Origin of the sequence: Pseudomonas syringae pv. tagetis (assembly GCF_022557255.1) — a bacterium.
GTDB classification, from domain to species: Bacteria; Pseudomonadota; Gammaproteobacteria; order Pseudomonadales; family Pseudomonadaceae; genus Aquipseudomonas; species Aquipseudomonas caricapapayae.
In genome coordinates, this window is sequence record NZ_CP092923.1 from 61,999 (window position 1) to 80,501 (window position 18,503).

The following is an 18,503-nucleotide window of genomic DNA, read 5'->3' on the forward strand; positions in this document are numbered from 1 at the left end:
ATAGGCATCCATTGGTGTCTGCGATTGCCCCGGCGTATGTAGAAACGACTCCGTGATCCCTTGCTATGATTGCTGAGGATTTTATCGCGGGGATTGCCTATGAAGCGCTTTATCCAAGGTGAACACCGAGGCCAAGGCACCTTACTTCCCGAAAGCCTCGACGACTACGTCAGCGATACCAATCCGGTACGAGTAGTTGACGTTTTCGTCGACAAACTCAACTTGGTTAATCTAGGTTTTGAAGGTGCCATTCCAGCCGATACTGGACGACCGGCTTACCACCCCGCGATCCTGCTAAAGATCTACATCTACGGCTATCTCAACCGCATTCAGTCGAGTCGGCGGCTGGAACGAGAAGCTCAACGCAATGTCGAGCTGATGTGGTTAACCGGGCGTTTGATGCCGGATTTCAAGACCATCGCCAACTTCCGAAAAGACAACAGCAAGGCTATCCGAGGCGTCTGTCGCCAGTTCGTAGTGCTATGTCAACAGTTGGGATTATTCGGTGAAAATCTGGTTGCCATTGATGGCAGCAAATTCAAAGCCGTCAACAACCGCGACCGAAATTTCACCAGCGCCAAACTGAAGCGGCGCATGGAAGAAATCGAATCGAACATCAGCCGTTACCTAACGGCACTTGATACTGCGGATCGGCAAGAGCCCACATCCTCTGGAGCCAAGACGGTGCGGCTGGAAGAGAAAATCGCCAAGCTCAAAGTGCAAATGAAGGAGCTTCAGGCGATTGAAATACGGCTCAACGACTCACCCGATAAACAGGTGTCACTGACCGATCCAGATGCGCGTTCAATGATGACGCGAGGTACAGGAATCGTTGGCTACAACGTGCAAACAGCAGTCGATGCTCAGCACCATTTGATTGTTGCTCATGAGGTGACCAATGTCGGTTCCGACCGTGATCAGCTCAGTTCAATGGCCAAGCAGGCGCGCGAGGCCATGGCATCAGATTCGCTTTCGGTGGTGGCCGACCGAGGCTATTTCAAAGGTGAGGAAATCCTGGCTTGTCACAACGCTGATATCACCGCGTATGTGCCCAAGCCAATGACCTCTGGAGCCAAAGCTGATGGGCGTTTTAACAACGATGCCTTTATCTATGACGCGGCGAACAATCATTATGTATGTCCAGCTGGAGAAACGCTGATATGGCGTTTCTCCAGCGTCGAGAAAGGCATGAAGCTGCATCGTTATTGGAGTTCAAAGTGTCAAGGCTGCGCCTTAAAAATACAGTGCACACCGAGCAAGCTACGCCGTATTCGGCGCTGGGCGCATGAGGCGATATTGGAAGAGATGCAGGTCCGGCTGAGCAACGCGCCGGACATGATTCGAGTCCGAAAGCGCACAGTTGAGCATCCCTTCGGGACGCTCAAACAGTGGATGGGCGCCACGCATTTTTTGACGCGAAGGCTGGAAGGCGTCAGTGCAGAAATGAGCTTGAACGTGCTCGCCTACAACATGAAGCGAATTATGAAAATGCTTGGCACCAGCAGCTTAATGAAGGCGTTGTCAGCCTGAAATGGTTGGCTTTGTTGCCCACCTGGCATCGTAGGGGCTTTATTGAAGTCTCCAAGACCCGAGTGACGACCCGCAGGGCTTACCGCGAGCAACTACGTAGCAAAAACCGTCGGTGCTACGTGCCGACTTTGCACTGGCCCGTTTTTACACACTCTGGGCCGTTTGCGGCCCCTCGCGACAGGCCGCAATTGGCCAGAATCTGCTGGTCTATGTTGCTTGGTTCTGAGTGCTCGTCAAGACGCGGCCACTCGCCGCAAGCCGAATTGAAATGCCTCTAAGTCGGCTGCTGCATGGCGAAAACTGTGTAAACGAGTCCTCAACCGATCCGCAAGATTGCATAAGCCCCCTTTCGTCGAGCTCTCTATTGGTAAGCAACTGTCCGCCTGAACGCAATGTCCTGCCCCGAAGTCAAAAACACTTCAGCCATGCTCCCCAAGGTGCCTTATGAGTTTGATACCCGAACTGAACAGCGAGGCTAACGTGCTGATATGCGGAGCCAGCCGAGGTATCGGCTTGGCACTGTGCGCGGCGTTGCTTGCTCGCGATGATGTGGCTCAAGTGTGGGCTGTCGCGCGAAAAGCCAGCACTTCCACAGAGCTGGCAACGCTTGCAGAGCAATATGGCCAACGCATCAAACGGGTCGACTGCGACGCGCGCGATGAGCAATCCCTCGAAGCACTCGTGAGCGAGGCGCTTGATGGATGCGAGCATCTGCACCTCGTCATCAGCACGCTGGGCATACTTCATCAGGACGGCGCAAAAGCCGAAAAGGGCCTCGCACAACTGACACTTGCGAGCCTGCAAGCGAGCTTCGCGACCAATACCTTTGCACCGATCCTGCTGCTCAAACACCTGCTCCCGTTATTGCGCAAACAACCCTCTACCTTCGCGGCGCTCTCCGCGAGGGTTGGCTCTATTGGCGATAACCGACTGGGTGGCTGGTACAGCTACCGAGCCAGCAAAGCAGCGCTGAACCAGTTGCTGCACACGGCAAGTATCGAATTGAAACGCCTTAACCCGGCGTCTACTGTCTTGGCAATACACCCAGGCACGACCGACACGGAACTGTCTCAACCATTCCAGTCGAACGTACCCGAAGGCCAACTGTTCGAACCGGCGTTTTCAGCGGATCGCATTATTGAGGTGTTAGGCGCACATGGACCGACCGACAGCGGGACCTTCTGGGCCTGGGACGACAAGCCTATTGTCTGGTGACTTGTTTCACTTGTGAGGATGAGATTGCTGTCCGTCCTGTATGACGGCTGTTTCGGGTCAGAGAGAGTTATTCGGGGGATTCAGGCAGCCTTTGCGACGAATCAGTAATTTTCCGGCCGTATCCCTCCTCCACGCTAAGCGCCGCCGCTTATAACCCTTTCGTCGGACAAAGCCCACTGCCATCAACGAGACGGCATTACTTGCGTCATATCACTCTCTCAGTGGAACAACCGCAAGTAAGGAGCACGGCATGACCCCGTTAGTCGACAGCAAGGACGTCACCAACCCTGCGGCGCTTGAGGATGTGCAGGTCATAACCGCCAGTAGCAAGGTCAGCAGCAACCCGGTCGAACTCATCGTGCAGGGCACTCCAGGCAACGACTTCCTGCGCGGTGGGCTGGCCAATGAACTGCTGATGGGCGGGAGCGGTAACGACCATATAGTCAGCGGGGGCGGTAACGATGTGATGGTCCCCGGTGCCGGAGGCGACTCTTTGAACGGCGGGGCCGGCAACGATGTATTCCGCTTCGACCGCATCGGCGACAGCTATATCAAAGGCGGAGGCGAGTACACCGATGCCATCAACTATTTTGACCCCGCCCACGATATCCTCGACGTGTCGGCCTTGGGCTATAGCCATTTAGGCGATGGCTATGGCGATACCCTGCACATACGTAGCGAGCCTCTGCGCGGCATTTACTTTTTGGAAAGCTACGAGCAGGACAATAACGGCCATCGTTTTGCAGTACAGTTCCTGGCCAACAGCGGCGTTATTACCGATGCCAACCTGCAACCGCTGATCAACGGCACCTCGCAGAGCAACCTGCTCGTGGGCACCGACGGCAGCGAAACGCTCAAGGCCGGCGCTGGCCGCGACACCGTCGAAGCGGGTGCAGGCAATGACCGGCTATTCGGCGGCGCAGGCGGGGACACCCTGAGTGGCGGCGCGGGTGCCGACACCTTCGTGTATACCCGGCTCAGCGACAGCTACCGCAACGATGCCAGCGGCAGTTACAGCAGCCGCGATCTGATCACCGACTTCAGTGGCAACGGTCATGACATGATCGACGTGTCTGCGTTGGGCTTCACCGGGCTGGGTAATGGCTTCAACGGTACGCTGAAGGTGGTTCTCAACCTCGCTGGCGATGCCACCGCACTTAAATCATTAGAAGCCGATGCCAACGGTAACCGCTTTGAAATTCTGCTCAGCGGCAACCACGTCAATGAGCTCAACGCCAGCACTGTGCTGTTCGCCCCGCCCAGTGATGCGACGGTTGTGACCAGCCCGCAGCCGATCACCCCGGTGAATCTGGTCGGCGGCGATAAGTCAGACACCCTTTATGGTTACTGGGGCAACGACACCCTGACCGGTGGCGCCGGAAACGACACCCTCGAGGGCAACGCCGGTGACGACGTGCTGACCGGTGAGTTGGGTGCGGACAAGCTCACCGGCGGCACAGGCAACGACCGTTTTGTGTTCACCAGCAGCGCCGACAGCCATGCCGGCAGCAGCGACCTGATCACTGATTTCATCTGGGGCCAGGACAAGCTCGACGTCGCTGCGCTTGGCGTGACCGGTTTGGGCAACGGCCGCGACGGCACCTTGAGCATGACCTACGATGAATACACCGAGCGTACCTACCTGCGTAGTAACGAGCCAGGCGCCGATGGGCACGCTTTCCAGGTCACGCTAGCCGGATTCGATTACACGCGAGTGCTCACCAATGCCGACCTGGTGGTTGCCGATACGACAGACGTGGCACTCGTTGGGCAAATCGCCGTCGACCTCGTGAGCTGACATTACCTGAGCAACTCGCCTGTCGACACCCCATACCGTCGTTAGCTGTATGGACACCTCCAGGGGCAGTATCTATGCGGGCAGTCAGTTGCCTGTCGCCGCAGCGCAGGTGAGGCCCGTTCAGACAGAACTGCCGAGGCTTGAGTCGCTGTCAAAGCGCTCGCCTCCCGTTGTTGCTTTTCGCTGTCGGGCAGTCAACAGACGAAGTCACCGTTTTATTGCGTCAGGAAATAGGCCAATCAAAACTTTCTTCTAGCGTGCAGAACAGATAGACAGAAACCGCTGTTGATTCTGCACTCGGAAAATCGAATTTCTTGAAAGTAACCGGAAGCCGGGCACTCCGGCTTATGGCGTTACTCCGACGTATTAAAGTCCACCGACCTGCGGAAAATAGGCTGAACTTGTAACGGGCGCTATCTCTCTCAATAACTACGCACACCTGTTTATAAGGAAAATACAATGTCCAAACTCGCAGAATACCGTCAGCTGGAAAAACACCTCGCCGAGCAACTCCAGGCACTGGAGACCATGAAAGGCAACGAGGGCCTGAAGAAAGAGATCGAGTTCGAAACCAAGCTGCGCAAGCTCCTTGAGCATTACGGCTTCAGCCTCAAACACATTGTCAATCTGCTGGACCCGCAGACCTCAGCGCGTCGCCAAGTTGCCGATAAACCGGCGGGCACGCGCAAACCACGTGAACTCAAGGTGTACAAGAATCCGAAGACCGGTGAAGTGATCGAAACCAAAGGCGGGAATCACAGAGCCTTGAAGGAGTGGAAAGCAGAACACGGTGCTGATGTTGTCGAGGGCTGGCTGAAGAAATAAAGCCTTGCGCCATGCAACGGTTGATTGACCGGGGTTGATCTTGAGCATCGGTTAATCACCGTTCACGCGGTCCAAATGCCGATGTCGGGAACGACCCGCTGCGCCAGTGCGTCTGACCTGTATCGATTCACTTAAAAGGTACAGCGCAATGGACAAGACAATCACTGTGGACCAACTGGCTACCACTGACCTCAGATCAGTCAACGAAATATGGCTCGGCGGGACGCATACCCAACTGTGCCTGTGGCGTGGCGAGCAGATCGTTACTCACGACATGCTCAGCGAGGGGACCCACGATCAGAACGCACGGCGTCTGTGCTTGCAACTGGTCAACCCTGATGATCAGGCGGCAGTGGCCAGCGTTGAAGTGCTGGTGCGCGAGCGGCTGGAAAGGATGGGGAGCAAAGGTGAGTTTTATCCGGCTGAAGATGCCGATACTTATCAATAATCGGCCTGATTAAACATCTCGGCCAGACTGTAGATTTGTGGCGCAGAGCGTCACGAACTGCATGCCAACGCGGAGCATTGGCACGATGTCACCTCAATATCTCATTCAGGCTCCGACCGCCGAGCCTGTCAAAAACCGCGTCCGCACCTTCGCCCATATTTCCCCTACCGGCATAAAAAACACCGAAATCAGCTTCAGCACTCCAGGCACATCTCTGCGAATGGTCATAACAGGCTCACTCGCATCATGGACGGCAAGCAAATACCGATACACCCGACGGCTACTCATAGGCAGCAGCCCGATCTGCTCAAGTATCGAGGGGCCCACCTCGCGGACCATGCTGGTGACCATGATCCAGAGCAATATGATTTCGCTACACAGGAAGGTAACAATCACAACAGTGGAACCTATCGTTCGCCAGTCTTGCAAGGCATCGAAGATGGCGTCGATGCTGCTGCCCAAGGTCACCATCGTTGTAAAGATCGCGGCAATAGTGAAGAGTGCTGCAATGAATCTGCCAGGGTCAGGTAGCCGAAAAAACGCAGCAATACGTGGCCCCATCGTGTCGTGACTGGCCAGTTGCTTGAGCTCCTGACGCTCCTCCCAAAGATGTCTAAGCGCCCTCGCTTTATCGACAAGCTCGCCGGGTCCGCAGTTATAGCGTGTACATAGCCAGTCCTGTTTCAGCTTTAACCGTTCGGAGGGCGTGGTAATCGAAGTGGCGCCCATCTGCTCTGCTCGGATCCGCGCGTACACCTCTCCCAGATGTACTGTGCATATCAGGGAAGTCAGCAGGACTGGCAGCAAACGGGGAACGTAGTCAGTCAGGGTAGGCGCAGGTAAAAATATCAGTGCCCCTGAAAATGCCAATATTAACGCAGCCATCCAGATCAGACAGATACGGGCATCACGCCGACGCCAAGCCTCTTTGAAAGGCACCCGCTCAAACCGCTGAAAGTGTTCTTCTACATCTTTACGCAACTGGTTGATGCTCATCGTTTGCTTCCCTTGCACGGCAAACGCACGAGTTTAAGCCGCCTGTTGGCTAACGTAATTAAACGAATTGTAAAAAGCAGCGTGCGTGCGGGCGTTCTGTCGATGATTGTTTTAACCCGGTTATCCATGATGAGGCGGCGCGGGTAGGCGCTGGTGAAGGGTTACGTATAGCGTTAACGCGGCTGGAGCGTCCTCAGCGCCGCTGAAAAGCCATCAGGTTTTTCTGCTACCAGACTGCCCGCCGCGCGAAAGATCGAACCGCCACTCCCGCGTACACTCGAAAGTGTGTGACCTCAAAAAACCAGTCCTTTCCCTCCATCTGGCAATACCGTATTCGAAGCCCCGGTACAGCCCTCGCTTCATTGATGAACGCCACATTCCGATACCGCCGAACAGGTGTCGACCACAGCGCTCCGGACCTCGTCAGATGGTCAATCCGCATTCAAAAAGAGTAACCCTATGAGACCCCAGACTTCCTTCATCTTCGACCTGGACGGTACGCTGACCGACAGCGTCTATCAAAACGTCGCCGCCTGGAAAGAGGCGCTAGATGCCGAAGGCATCCCGCTTGCGATGTGGCGTATTCACCGCAAGATCGGCATGAGCGGCGGGCTGATGTTGAAGTCGTTGTCGCGTGAAACCGGCTTGAACATCAGCGAAGAACAAGCCGAACGGCTTAGCGAAAGACATGCCCAGGCATATGAGCGGCTTCAGGGGCAGATCATCGCGCTGCCTGGTGCGGTCGAGTTGCTTGAGACGCTCGATAAAGAAGGCCTCAAGTGGTGCATCGCTACCAGCGGCGGGATTGATACGGCGACGATCAACCTGAAAGCCCTGAAGCTGGACATCGACAAGATCAACATTGTTACGCGCGATGACGTGAGATATGGCAAGCCTGATCCGGACCTGTTCCTGGCGGCTGCGCAGAAGATAAGCGCTCCGATTGATGAGTGCCTGGTGATCGGCGATGCGATCTGGGACATGCTGGCGGCACGTCGTTGCAAGGCAACCGGCGTGGGGCTGCTCTCGGGCGGTTATGACATTGGCGAGCTTGAGCGGGCAGGTGCCTTGAGGGTTTATGAGGACCCGCTGGACTTGCTGAACCATCTGGACGAGATTGCCTCTCGTCCCTGAGTGATCGGGTTCAGCATTCCCGCCTGTGTGAGCAGCTCAACGTCTTCTTCGTGAGCGCGTTTGAGCTGTTACACCACGTCGATATCGGGGTTTACTTGCTTCACCCGGCCTTAACCCGGTGAAACACCGCCGCCTTCATCCGCCACGATATCGGGGTCGTCCGAATAGACTTCCGGCTCGTCGTCTTCGTAAGCCTCATCATTTTCGGTACGCTTTTTCACTTCATCGCCTGTTGCCGAACCGACGCCGGGTTTATTCGAGTTCATGGCGAGGACCGGGTCGGCTTCCCGGTCGTATTGGCCGAGTTCCGGACTGGCGGGGTCTTCTTTGGGCACGCTGCTTGTCAGGATGTGATCGGTTGTCATGTCAGCCACCTTTTTCGTTTGCCAAAGAAAGTGGACGTGGCATTGCGCTGAGGGTTCGATTCAATCGACAGGCGTGGCGGCCTTAACCGCCAAATGACGCATATTGCAGGGGCAGGCCGGTGGTGAACTTGATCTGTTCCATTGCAAAGCTTGAGCTGACGTCGCTGATGCCCGGAATGCTGATCAGCTGTTTGTAGACGGCGTCGTACCCTGCGATGTCGGCCACGACGATGCGCAGCATGTAGTCGGTGTCGCCCGCCATGCGATAGCACTCCACCACTTCAGGCAGTTCACCGACGGCGGCGTGGAATTGTTCGAGCCAGGCGGCGTTGTGCTGGTTGGTGCGGATCGCGGCGAACACGCTGACCGATACGTTGAGCCGTTGCGGATTGAGCAACGCGACACGGCGGTCGATGATGCCGGCTTCTTCCAGCTTCTGAATACGCCGCCAGCACGCCGTGCTGCCCAGGCCAATGCGCTCGGCGATGTCTGCGACAGAGCGGGTGCAGTCGGTTTGCAGGATGTCGAGGATTGCCCGGTCGAACTTGTCCATTGGTGGTTTCCTGTTTTGGTGGCCCTGAGGACGATAGGTGTCTGACTGCGGTAACTATCGTGCCAATGCTCCGCGTTGGCATGCATTTCGTGACGCTCTGCGTCACCCAACGGTGCAGCACCTTGCATTCCCGCGCGGAGCGTGAGGAGCGATGGGTATCCAGCTGTGATTCTGCGCCTCAAGCGGCATCCTAGAAGTTTTATTCGTAGAAATTCAATCCTGATCGAATAATTTTTCGCTTTGGGCGCTCATTCCCGAGCAAATATCAATAAAATTTCGCACGTGGATCAGTAATCTTTCAGGCAGTCGGTCTGGTAATGCCAGACCTTGATTTTGACTCGATTACAAAGCGAATTGCCCATGACCACCTCTGCGCTCTATCTGGATTACGCCGCCACCACGCCTGTCGACGAGCAGGTCATCGAAGCCATGGTTGCCTGTATGGGGCGCGAAGGTCATTTCGGTAATCCGGCATCCAGCGGGCACGGTTATGGGCAGGTGGCGCGGCAGGCCGTTGAACAGGCGCGCGCGCAGGTGGCCGATGCGGTGGGTGCGCCTGTCGAGACCATTGTCTGGACCTCCGGCGCTACCGAGTCCAACAACCTGGCGATCAAGGGCATCGCCCATGATGCCAGCGCACAACGTCGGCACATCATCACCAGCGTGCTGGAACACAAGGCCGTGCTCGACACCGTCAGCACTCTGGAGCGCCAGGGCTTTCCCGTCACTTGGCTGAAGCCCGACGCTCAAGGCCTTATCCAGCCTCACGCGGTACAGGCTGCGTTGCGCGAAGACACGCTGCTGGTGTCGCTGATGCTGGTGAACAACGAACTGGGCACGCTGACTGATATCGCCAGCATTGGCGCCCTGGTGCGCGAGCACGGTGCGCTGTTTCATGTGGACGCTGCGCAGGCAGTGGGCAAGGTGAAGGTTGATCTGGCGAGCCTCGCTGTCGATCTGATGTCGTTCTCGGCACACAAGGCGTACGGCCCAAAAGGCATCGGCGCACTGTATGTCGGCCCGCGTGCACATTCGCTGTTGCAGGCACAGATACACGGTGGCGGACATGAAGGCGGTTTTCGTTCGGGCACATTGGCCACCCATCAGATCGTCGGCATGGGAACAGCCTTTGCGTTGGCGATCAGTCAGGCAGATGCCGAGAACCGTCGTATCAACGAATTGAGCTGTCATTTGCGCGAAGGCCTGCTTGCCCTGCCGGACGTACAACTCAATGGCTGTCCGCAACAACGCATCCCGCACACTTTGAACCTGTGCATTACCCGCAGTGGCTTCACCAGCTCGCAGTTGTCCCACAGCCTGGCTTTGTCCTCGACGTCCGCGTGCAATTCGGCCAGCAATGCGCCCTCGCATGTGCTGCTTGCTCTGGGCATGGACTCCGCCAAAGCGCTGGCCAGCGTGCGCGTCAGCCTTGGCCGCTACACCACGCAGGCAGATGTCGAACGCGCCATAGAGGTGTTCAGCAAGGCGCTCAGCGCGCCTGCTGCGTTCTGGTAATTCTGATCGGCTGCACAGCGTTTCAAGCCGCCCTCGCAGCGGGCGGCTTCCTGCCTCTTCTTACTTTCCCGCCAACGCTTCTGTCTTGCAGCTCGCCACTCGCAGCTCGCAGTTGAAGAATATGTACCCCTCCAGATACAAAAAGACACAAATTGGCACAGTTCTTTCAAGTGGAACACCCGTGCCATAAACCCATGGTGCACGCTGCATTCAAGGGGTGCCTACACGCACCAAAGTGCAGTCAACGGACGCCAGAGCGTCCACAAACAGTGCAGGGGCAGACCACAAGTCTCGCCACTCGCCAGGAAAGGAATCTAGCCGTGCCCTATCAGTCTTGTGTCAGACCAACGTTACGCTGGCCGTTTATCCCTTGGGCATCACCTGCCTCAGGCGACGCCTGCCCGGTCGTTTTCGTTTTATCCCGATATGCGTGTTGTTTTTCGACGACTCTGCACGTCTGGACGTAAGTCATTTTGAGCGTGCTTTTGCAGGTTCTGACGATTAATCAGTGCCTTGCGAAACGGTGCGCGCAACAAGCGTAATTGTCGTCTTTTTCATTAGCGGCTAACTCACATATAAAGAGCGGCAGCCCTTTTTTATTTTCAGGCATTCCATTTGGCCACCCTGCGGGCCATGACCTTTATTTCTGTTGTGATGAAACCGTGTATTAACCCGAGCCCGGACGGAGCACCCTGTTATGAACACCTGATCAAATAACGCACCAATTTGATCCTTGTTACACAGTATTGGTGCATCCTGCAAAGTGACTTATTGGTCACATTTTTCGAACGCGTCTGACGTAGCAGAGGGTCTTTATTTGCCTATTGTTTTGTACGACGTTTCAGGTGTTCGAGGGTTTTTCAAGTTTCTGAAATCGGGATTCGATAAATAGTTACATGAATGCGACACCCGCTCTGGAACAAGGGTTCCCGCGTGGGCTTTCTGGCACAGCGGTTGCAATGTAAGCCTTCGGGAACAGAGTTGTACGTTCGCGTACATGACAATAAGAAGCCAAGGATGAGCAATGCCAGCGCCCTGATGTAATCCGGTTTTCCTGTTTAAGCCTGCCGTGCATGCAGACACCGCGATGCCCTGCCTATCACCCGTATGCAGGTATCCATCCATCGAATATTCACACGATATTCGAACGGATTCTTATTGCCCTTTAACTACCCGAGGGAGCGTTAATGAAGGATGCGGTAATAATGAAAGCGGTTCCCTTACCCTCGCCCGATGACACTTCGACGGCGTGGCAGGGCATTCCTTTCAGCGCCAATACATCACGCCCGGGCGGCCTCAACAAGCCGCAAGTAATGGTATTGATTGCTGCGTCGGTACTTATTCACGGTGTGATCTGGTGGACCATGCAAACTGCCCAGCCAGCGGTGCCGGAAGTTGCACCACAAGTTCCGGAAATGACCATTGAACTGACCAGCCCGACGCCGCCCACACCGGAACCGCCGCCACCCGAGCCCCCACCTCCGCCACCCCGCCGCCGCCACCTGAACCGGAACAGCCGGTCGAGGACCCTGACGCGGTCGAGCCGCCACCCAAGCCCGTGGAGAAGCCAAAGGTCGAGAAGCCCAAGCCGGTCAAGAAAGTCGAGCCGGTGAAAAAGCCGACGCCTCCTGCGCCAACGCCCGCTGCCGCACCCAGTCCGCCTGCGCCGCCGACACCTGCGCCCGCGCCAGCCGCACCTGCTGCGCCGCCGGCTCCGGTCAAGGAAAGCGCCGCTGTATCCGGGCTCGCCAGCCTGGGTAATCCGCCGCCGGAGTATCCGGGGCTGGCCTTGCGCCGCAGTTGGGAAGGTCGCGTGATTCTGCGCATCAAGGTGCTGCCCAACGGCCGCGCTGGCGCAGTCGAGGTGACCAAATCCAGCGGCAAACCGGTATTGGACGAAGCGGCCGTGGAGGCTGTGCGCAACTGGAAGTTCATACCGGCCAAACGCGGTGACACGCCGATAGAAGGCTTCGCGACGCAGACCATCGACTTCAAGTTGCCGGAATGACCCGGCACATGACAACCGAACATTCAATTATCAAAGCTGGTGAGGTTTAAACCATGAACGCATCGCTCTCTTCCATGATCGTCCCGGCTGTGCTCTGGGCACTGATTCTTTTTTCCGTACTGAGTTGGGCATTGTTGCTGATCAAGTCGGCACAGTACGTCCGGCAGAAATCCCAGAACAAGCAATTCACCAAGGCGTTCTGGAGTGCGCCAGACCTGCTGACCGCTGCCGAGCACTCTGCGCAATACCCCGGTGCGCTGGCGCGTATCGCCAACAGCGGTTTCGAAGCAATGGCGGTCGACGAATCGCCGCGTACCACGCAGCAACTGGCTCACACCATCAACCGCTCGGACCGTCTGGAGCGCAACTTGCGCCAGCAGATACAAAAAGAGCGTCGCGCGCTGGAAAGCGGCCAGGCCATTCTCGCCAGTATCGGCAGCACCGCGCCCTTCATCGGCCTGTTCGGTACGGTCTGGGGGATCATGGAGGCGCTGCAAAGCATTGGCGTGACCGGCTCGGCGAGTCTTGAAGCGGTCGCCGGTCCCATCGGCCACGCGCTGGTCGCCACCGGTGTCGGTATCGCGGTCGCGGTGCCTGCGGTGCTGATCTACAACTTCTTCCTGCGCCGACTCAAGCTCGCCGTGGCCGACATGGATGACTTCGCCCACGACTTTGACGCCCTCGCCCAGCGCAGCGCCTTCGCGGTAACCCGTCAGCCCATCGCCAGCAAGAATGGCCATGCCGTTCGGGAGGCCAGCTAATGTCGTTCTCCACTCAAGACAGCGATGAAGTGCTCAGCGAAATGAACGTCACGCCATTGGTGGACGTGATGCTCGTACTGCTGGTGGTGTTTATCGTCACCACCCCGCTGATGACCAATGCGATCAAGGTCAACCTGCCCAAGACCGATGCGGTCGCGCCCGCCGAGAAGAAAAACCCGGTGGTGGTCAGCGTCGATCAGGACGGCAAGTTCTACCTCGCCAAATCGGAAATTGCCCCGGAACTGCTGGAAAAAAGCCTGCAGGACGAAAAGGCCAAGGACCCGGAGATCCGCGTCCAGTTGCAGGCCGATACCGCCGTGAATTATGGCCAGGTGGCCAAGGCCATGGCGTCCATCGAACGCTCCGGCATTACGAAGATATCCGTCATGACAGCGAAATGACCCTCAGGTGATTTGCCGGCTTCGCCGCGCGAAGCCGTCTGACCTGCCCCCCGTAAATGCGGTTGTCCGTGGGCTGAAAAGCCTCTGGAGGGGGAGCTGCTTGCTGGAAAAAGAAGAAGTGGAACTCCCGCTCGGCACAACCGCGTCGGGAACAGAGGGCTCACAAGGCCATTTCAATAACGTCTGGACCAAGTCGGAACTAACCATGCTGATGAATCTTCCCGGTTGCACCCTCAAACCACTGGCCCTCGCGGTCCGGCGTCATCCACGTGCCTTGCTCTGTGCATTGGCCATGGGCATGAGCGGTGCTCAGGCGGCAGACGCCGTCGATGCGGACACGAGCGGTTCTGCCGTGTCCACAAGCGCAGCGGTTGTGCCTGCCACGACCCAGCTGCAACGTGTTGAAGTGACCGGTTCGGCGATCCGCCGGGTCGACGCCGAAACTGCCGTGCCGATCACCATCCTGCGCGCCGACGACCTGAAGAAACAGGGCGTGACCACTACCCAGGAAATGGTCCAGCGCATCACCGGCAGCCAGTCGATCAACAACAGCGCAGGCTCGGTCGGAGCCGGAACGGGAGGCGCATCCTTCGCGGACATGCGCGGCATTGGTGCGAACAAGACGCTGGTGCTGCTCAACGGCCGTCGTCTGGCCAACAATGCGTTGTCCGGTGTGGGTACGCCCAACGGCAGCGCCATCGACCTGAACATGATCCCGTTCGCGGCCATCGACCGCGTGGAAGTGCTGCGTGACGGTGCCTCGGCGCTGTATGGCACCGACGCCATCGGCGGTGTAATCAACTTCATCACCAAAAAATCCCTGACCGACGGCAGCCTGACCCTGGGCGGCGAGACGCCAACTGCCAGTGGTGGCGGTGCCACCAAAGACATGAGCGCCAGTTGGGGCTTTGGCGATCTGGAGCAAGACCGCTTCAACGTCATGGGCGTCTTCAACTACAACAAGCAGCAAAACCTGGACGCCAACGACCGTTCGTTTGCCAGGGATTACGTGCCAGGACGCGGGCTCAATCAGACCTCCGGTACGGCTTATCCCGGCAATTACTTCCAGGGTGACAACTCGGCCAACCCGCTGGGCAGAAACTGCGGCGGTCCTAACCTGATCGCCAGCAACGGCATCTGCCGGTTCAGTACTCGCGAATACATCGACCTGATTCCGCAGACCGAAAAGACCTCGTTTTTCGGCAAGGCCACCGGCAAGCTGGCAGACGACCATAACGTCAGCCTCGAATACTTCTGGGCTCGTAACAACAACCATACCGATATCGGACCAGCGCCCCTCACCGGCCTGTCTCTGGACTCATCGTCGCCTTTTTATCCAGGCAACGGCATTACTCCGGCACCGACCGACTTCACCCTCGACCCGACCCAACCCATCAACACTGCCTGGCGAGAAACGGCCGCCGGGCCACGCGGGTCCAGTGACCAGAACACCAGCCAGCGTTTTCTGCTGAATTTCGACGGTCTGGTGGGCGGCTGGGACTACAACGTCGGGGCCTCCTACAACCAGAACAAAGTCCTGTCATCGCTCACCAACGGGTATGTCAGTGACGCTGCAATGCTCAATGGCCTGGCCAATGGCACCCTTAACCCGTTCGGCCCGCAAACCACCGCCGGTCAGGCGCTGATCGATGCCAGCGAATATCACGGCCAATACTCCAGCGCCGTGGGCAGGGTAGCCGGGCTTGATGCGCGTATCAGCCGGGAAATCGGTGACTGGTTCGGTGCAGGCCCTGCGGGTCTGGCGCTGGGCGGCGAATACCGCAAGGAGAAAATGCATCAGGAGTACGAAGCCTACGTCAACGACATCAGCAGCCTGGGCGCAGATGCCGCAGGCAGCGTCGAAGGCGACAGGAGCGTCAAGGCGCAATACGCCGAACTGAACGTTCCGGTGCTGGACAGCCTTGAGCTGACTGCCGCCGTTCGTCACGACAAATACAGCGACTTCGGCAGCACCACCAACCCGAAATACTCGTTCCGTTATCAGCCGTTCAAGCAACTGGTAGTCCGTGGTGCCTACAGTGAAGGCTTCCGCGCACCGTCGCTCTATGAACTGTATGCCCCGCGTAGCACGACCTTCACTCAGGGCTATTACAACGACCCGGTCCTGTGTGCCGGTGGCGTCGTTCAGCCGGGTGGTAACGCCGGTCGCGATTGCCAGCAGCAGTTCCTCAACAACGGTGGAGGCAACACCGAGCTGGCCCCGGAAAAAGCCCGCAACATGACCCTCGGCTTCGTTTATCAGCCGGTCAACAATCTGTCGATGGGCCTGGACTTCTGGTGGATTCACATTTCCAATCAGATCCAGGCGTTCCCCGAGTCGACTGTTTTCGATGACCCGAACACCTACGCTGACCGCTACGTGCGTGCCGCTGACGGTTCGATTGCCAACATCGTCACCGGCAACGCCAACCTGGGTATCGTCAAGACCAGCGGCGTTGACGTAACGCTCGACTACCGCTTTCCGAACACACCTTATGGTCAGTTCGGTCTGGGCATGACAGGTACCTATGTGACCCGTTATGACTTCCAGAACATCATCGACGGCCCGTACACCGACAAGGTCGGCGACTTCCAGGGCGACGGCGTGATCTCGCGCTGGAAACACGTCCTGACCGGCACCTGGGCACTGGGTGATACCCGCGCGTCCATCACCAACCGCTTCACCAGCGGCTACAACGACTATGACCGCACCACCAATGCACGGGTCGCGTCGTATGCGCTGTGGGACATGTCGGTGGGTCATACCTTCGACAAGGTGCTGGATATCGATGCCGGGGTACGCAACATGTTCGACCGCAACCCGCCGTTCTCCAACCAGGCCTACAACTTCCAGTCCGGCTACGATCCTCGTTACGCCGACCCGCTGGGCCGCACCCTGTTCGCCCGCGCGACTTACCACTTCTGAGTGTGACGATGTGGCCCATACACGCTCCGTGGGCCACATCAGATTGCGAGCTCGCCCCCTCCGGCCCAGGTTTCATCCACCTTCCCCGGCCGGGGGCTTTTTCGCAGTGTTCGATCATTCAGTGCGTACGAGGAAAGCCCTACCATGTCGCGTCTTAACCGATTCCTGCAGCGCCTGCTTATGGGCGTTGCGCTGTGCAGTGGCTGGCAGGTCGCGCAGGCTGCGCCGACCCACGCCTTGACCGTCTATGGCGAGGCGCCGAAATACCCGGCTGGCTTCCAGCACTTCGATTACGTCAACCCGAACGCCCCAAAAGGCGGTTCGCTGACCCGTTCAGCGGAAGAAATCGGCCAGTTCAATTACCTCAACCCTTACGTCGATCAGGGCATCAATGTGGTGCAGGTCGATACCTGGGTGTACTCACCCTTGGCCTATCGCTCGCTGGATGAGCCGTACACCGTTTATGGCCTGATCGCTGAAAAGATGGAGATGGACCCCGACGGTCTGTGGATCCGTTTTTTCCTCAATCCCAAGGCACGCTTCGAAGACGGCAAGCCCGTCACCGCAGAAGACGTGCGCTACACCTTCGAGCTGATGACCACCAAGGCCAGCTTCAGCTATCGCCCCATGTTTGCCGACGTCAAGAACGTCACCATCGAAGGACCGTTGCAGATTCGCTTCGATTTCAAGAACAACCTCAATCGTACGCTGGCGCTGGACATTGCCAGCCTGCACATCCTGCCCGAGCACTGGTGGAAGACCCGCGACTTCGCCAACGGCGGCGGCTTCGAGCCACCGCTGGGCAACGGCCCTTACCGGGTCGCCAAGGTCGATGCAGGGCGCAGCGTGGTCTTCGAGCGGGTCAAGGACTGGTGGGGCAAGGACCTCCCGGTCAGCCGCGGCCTGTACAACTTCGACACCCTGACCGTGAACTTTTACGGCGACACGGAAATCGCCCGGCAACTGCTGCAGGCCGGGGCATTCGACTACAACCGCGAGTACTCCTCGTCCGGCTTCGTGGTCGGCTACAGCGGCCCGGCGATCGACGACGGGCGTCTGCAAAAGCGCATCCTCGCTCGCCAGCGTCCGGTCGCCGCGCAGGGTTTCGTGTTCAACCTGGACAACCCGATCTTCAAGGACCGCCGCGTCCGTGAAGCGCTGTCGCTGCTGTGGGATTTCGACTGGATCAACCGACGGGTCATGCGCAATTTCTACGTGCGCGAGCAGAGTTACTTTCCGAAAAGCGACATGGCCGCCACCGAGCTGCCCACTCCGGACGAGCTGAAGATTCTCGAGCCCTTGCGCGGCCAGGTGCCGGATGAGGTGTTCAGCAAGGTGTATCAGCCGCCGAAGACCGACGGCAGCGGCTACATCCGCGACAAACAGTTGCAGGCCCTCAAGCTGCTGGCCGAAGCGGGCTGGCACCCGAAAGACAACAAGTTGGTCAACGCGGCGGGCGAGCCGATGGTGTTCAGCTTTCTCGATGGTCAGGGCGGTTTCGATCGCCTGATTCTGCCGTTCAAGCGCACCCTGGCGCAGATCGGTATCACTCTGGATTTCCTGCGTATCGATTCGGCGCAGTACATCAACCGGCTCAATGCCCGGGACTACGACATGATCGTGGTGACCCTGCCCAAAAGCGGCAATCCGATCATTTCCCCAGGCCGTGAGCTGTACAACCTGTACGGCTCGCAAAGCGCCACGGAATCGGGCAGTTCCAACGCCATGGTGTTGCGTAACCCTGCAGTGGACACGCTGATCGACGGGCTGGTGAGCGCCCACACGCGCAATGACATGGTGCTCTACGCACGGGCGCTGGATCGGGTTCTGCAATGGGGCTACTACATGATCCCCAACTACTACTCCAAGGGCACGCCGCTGGTGTTCGCCAACCGTTTTGGCATGCCTGATGTGGCCCCGGTCTACGACGTCGGCCTGGAAACCTGGTGGCAGATCAGCCCGACTCCGTTGACCAACGATCAGGCCGCTGCACTGACCGGCAAGCCCGCCGCTGCCAAGGAGTATTGA

General features: G+C 57.8%; 14 protein-coding genes and 1 pseudogene. 12 read left to right on the plus strand and 3 right to left on the minus strand.

Annotation, left to right across the window (positions count from 1 at the left end):
- Positions 1–99 precede the first annotated feature (99 nt).
- The 5 genes from MME58_RS00265 (at position 100) to MME58_RS00285 (ending at position 5,816) form a co-directional block, all read left to right on the plus strand.
- Positions 100–1,530, plus strand: coding sequence for an IS1182 family transposase (locus MME58_RS00265; protein WP_054986924.1), 1,431 nt, complete (start codon positions 100–102; stop codon positions 1,528–1,530).
- Between the two features lie 444 nt (positions 1,531–1,974).
- Positions 1,975–2,745, plus strand: a complete 771-nt coding sequence (locus MME58_RS00270) for an SDR family NAD(P)-dependent oxidoreductase (protein WP_054986925.1) — start codon at positions 1,975–1,977, stop codon at positions 2,743–2,745.
- A gap of 250 nt (positions 2,746–2,995) precedes the next feature.
- The gene (locus tag MME58_RS00275) at positions 2,996–4,543 is read left to right on the plus strand and encodes a M10 family metallopeptidase C-terminal domain-containing protein (protein WP_054986926.1); all 1,548 of its coding nucleotides are present in this window, start codon (positions 2,996–2,998) and stop codon (positions 4,541–4,543) included.
- A 459-nt stretch (positions 4,544–5,002) separates the two neighbouring features.
- Positions 5,003–5,368: a histone-like nucleoid-structuring protein, MvaT/MvaU family gene (locus MME58_RS00280; RefSeq protein ID WP_054986927.1), complete on the plus strand. Its 366-nt coding sequence runs from the start codon at positions 5,003–5,005 to the stop codon at positions 5,366–5,368.
- A gap of 148 nt (positions 5,369–5,516) precedes the next feature.
- Entirely contained in the window at positions 5,517–5,816 is a 300-nt protein-coding gene (locus MME58_RS00285) for a hypothetical protein (protein ID WP_054986928.1), read from the plus strand.
- Positions 5,817–5,921: 105 nt separating this feature from the next.
- On the opposite strand, the gene MME58_RS00290 is transcribed toward MME58_RS00285, so the two are convergent.
- On the minus strand, positions 5,922–6,812 hold the full coding sequence (locus MME58_RS00290) for a hypothetical protein (RefSeq protein ID WP_054986929.1): 891 nt from the start codon (positions 6,810–6,812) through the stop codon (positions 5,922–5,924).
- A gap of 459 nt (positions 6,813–7,271) precedes the next feature.
- Between MME58_RS00290 and MME58_RS00295 the strand changes: the two genes are divergently transcribed.
- Positions 7,272–7,946, plus strand: a complete 675-nt coding sequence (locus MME58_RS00295) for an HAD family hydrolase (RefSeq protein WP_054986930.1) — start codon at positions 7,272–7,274, stop codon at positions 7,944–7,946.
- A gap of 110 nt (positions 7,947–8,056) precedes the next feature.
- Here the strand turns inward: MME58_RS00295 and MME58_RS00300 are convergent, their stop codons facing one another.
- Positions 8,057–8,311: a hypothetical protein gene (locus tag MME58_RS00300; RefSeq protein ID WP_054986931.1), complete on the minus strand. Its 255-nt coding sequence runs from the start codon at positions 8,309–8,311 to the stop codon at positions 8,057–8,059.
- Between the two features lie 82 nt (positions 8,312–8,393).
- Entirely contained in the window at positions 8,394–8,864 is a 471-nt protein-coding gene (locus MME58_RS00305) for an Lrp/AsnC family transcriptional regulator (RefSeq protein ID WP_002555835.1), read from the minus strand.
- 360 nt (positions 8,865–9,224) lie between these two features.
- Between MME58_RS00305 and MME58_RS00310 the strand changes: the two genes are divergently transcribed.
- The 6 genes and pseudogenes from MME58_RS00310 to MME58_RS00335 all read left to right on the plus strand — a co-directional run bounded on the left by MME58_RS00310 (position 9,225) and on the right by MME58_RS00335 (position 18,503).
- A complete protein-coding gene (locus tag MME58_RS00310; protein WP_054986932.1) occupies positions 9,225–10,379 on the plus strand; it encodes a cysteine desulfurase family protein in 1,155 nt (384 codons plus the stop codon).
- A gap of 1,187 nt (positions 10,380–11,566) precedes the next feature.
- Positions 11,567–12,387 (plus strand): annotated as a pseudogene (locus MME58_RS00315) (energy transducer TonB).
- Between the two features lie 74 nt (positions 12,388–12,461).
- Positions 12,462–13,148: a MotA/TolQ/ExbB proton channel family protein gene (locus MME58_RS00320; RefSeq protein WP_003435083.1), complete on the plus strand. Its 687-nt coding sequence runs from the start codon at positions 12,462–12,464 to the stop codon at positions 13,146–13,148.
- Entirely contained in the window at positions 13,148–13,549 is a 402-nt protein-coding gene (locus MME58_RS00325) for an ExbD/TolR family protein (protein ID WP_002555939.1), read from the plus strand. The genes MME58_RS00320 and MME58_RS00325 overlap by 1 nt, the downstream gene beginning before the upstream one ends.
- Before the next feature lie 100 nt (positions 13,550–13,649).
- Positions 13,650–16,475, plus strand: a complete 2,826-nt coding sequence (locus MME58_RS00330; protein WP_054985419.1) for a TonB-dependent receptor — start codon at positions 13,650–13,652, stop codon at positions 16,473–16,475.
- A 144-nt stretch (positions 16,476–16,619) separates the two neighbouring features.
- The gene (locus tag MME58_RS00335) at positions 16,620–18,503 is read left to right on the plus strand and encodes an extracellular solute-binding protein (RefSeq protein ID WP_055006185.1); all 1,884 of its coding nucleotides are present in this window, start codon (positions 16,620–16,622) and stop codon (positions 18,501–18,503) included.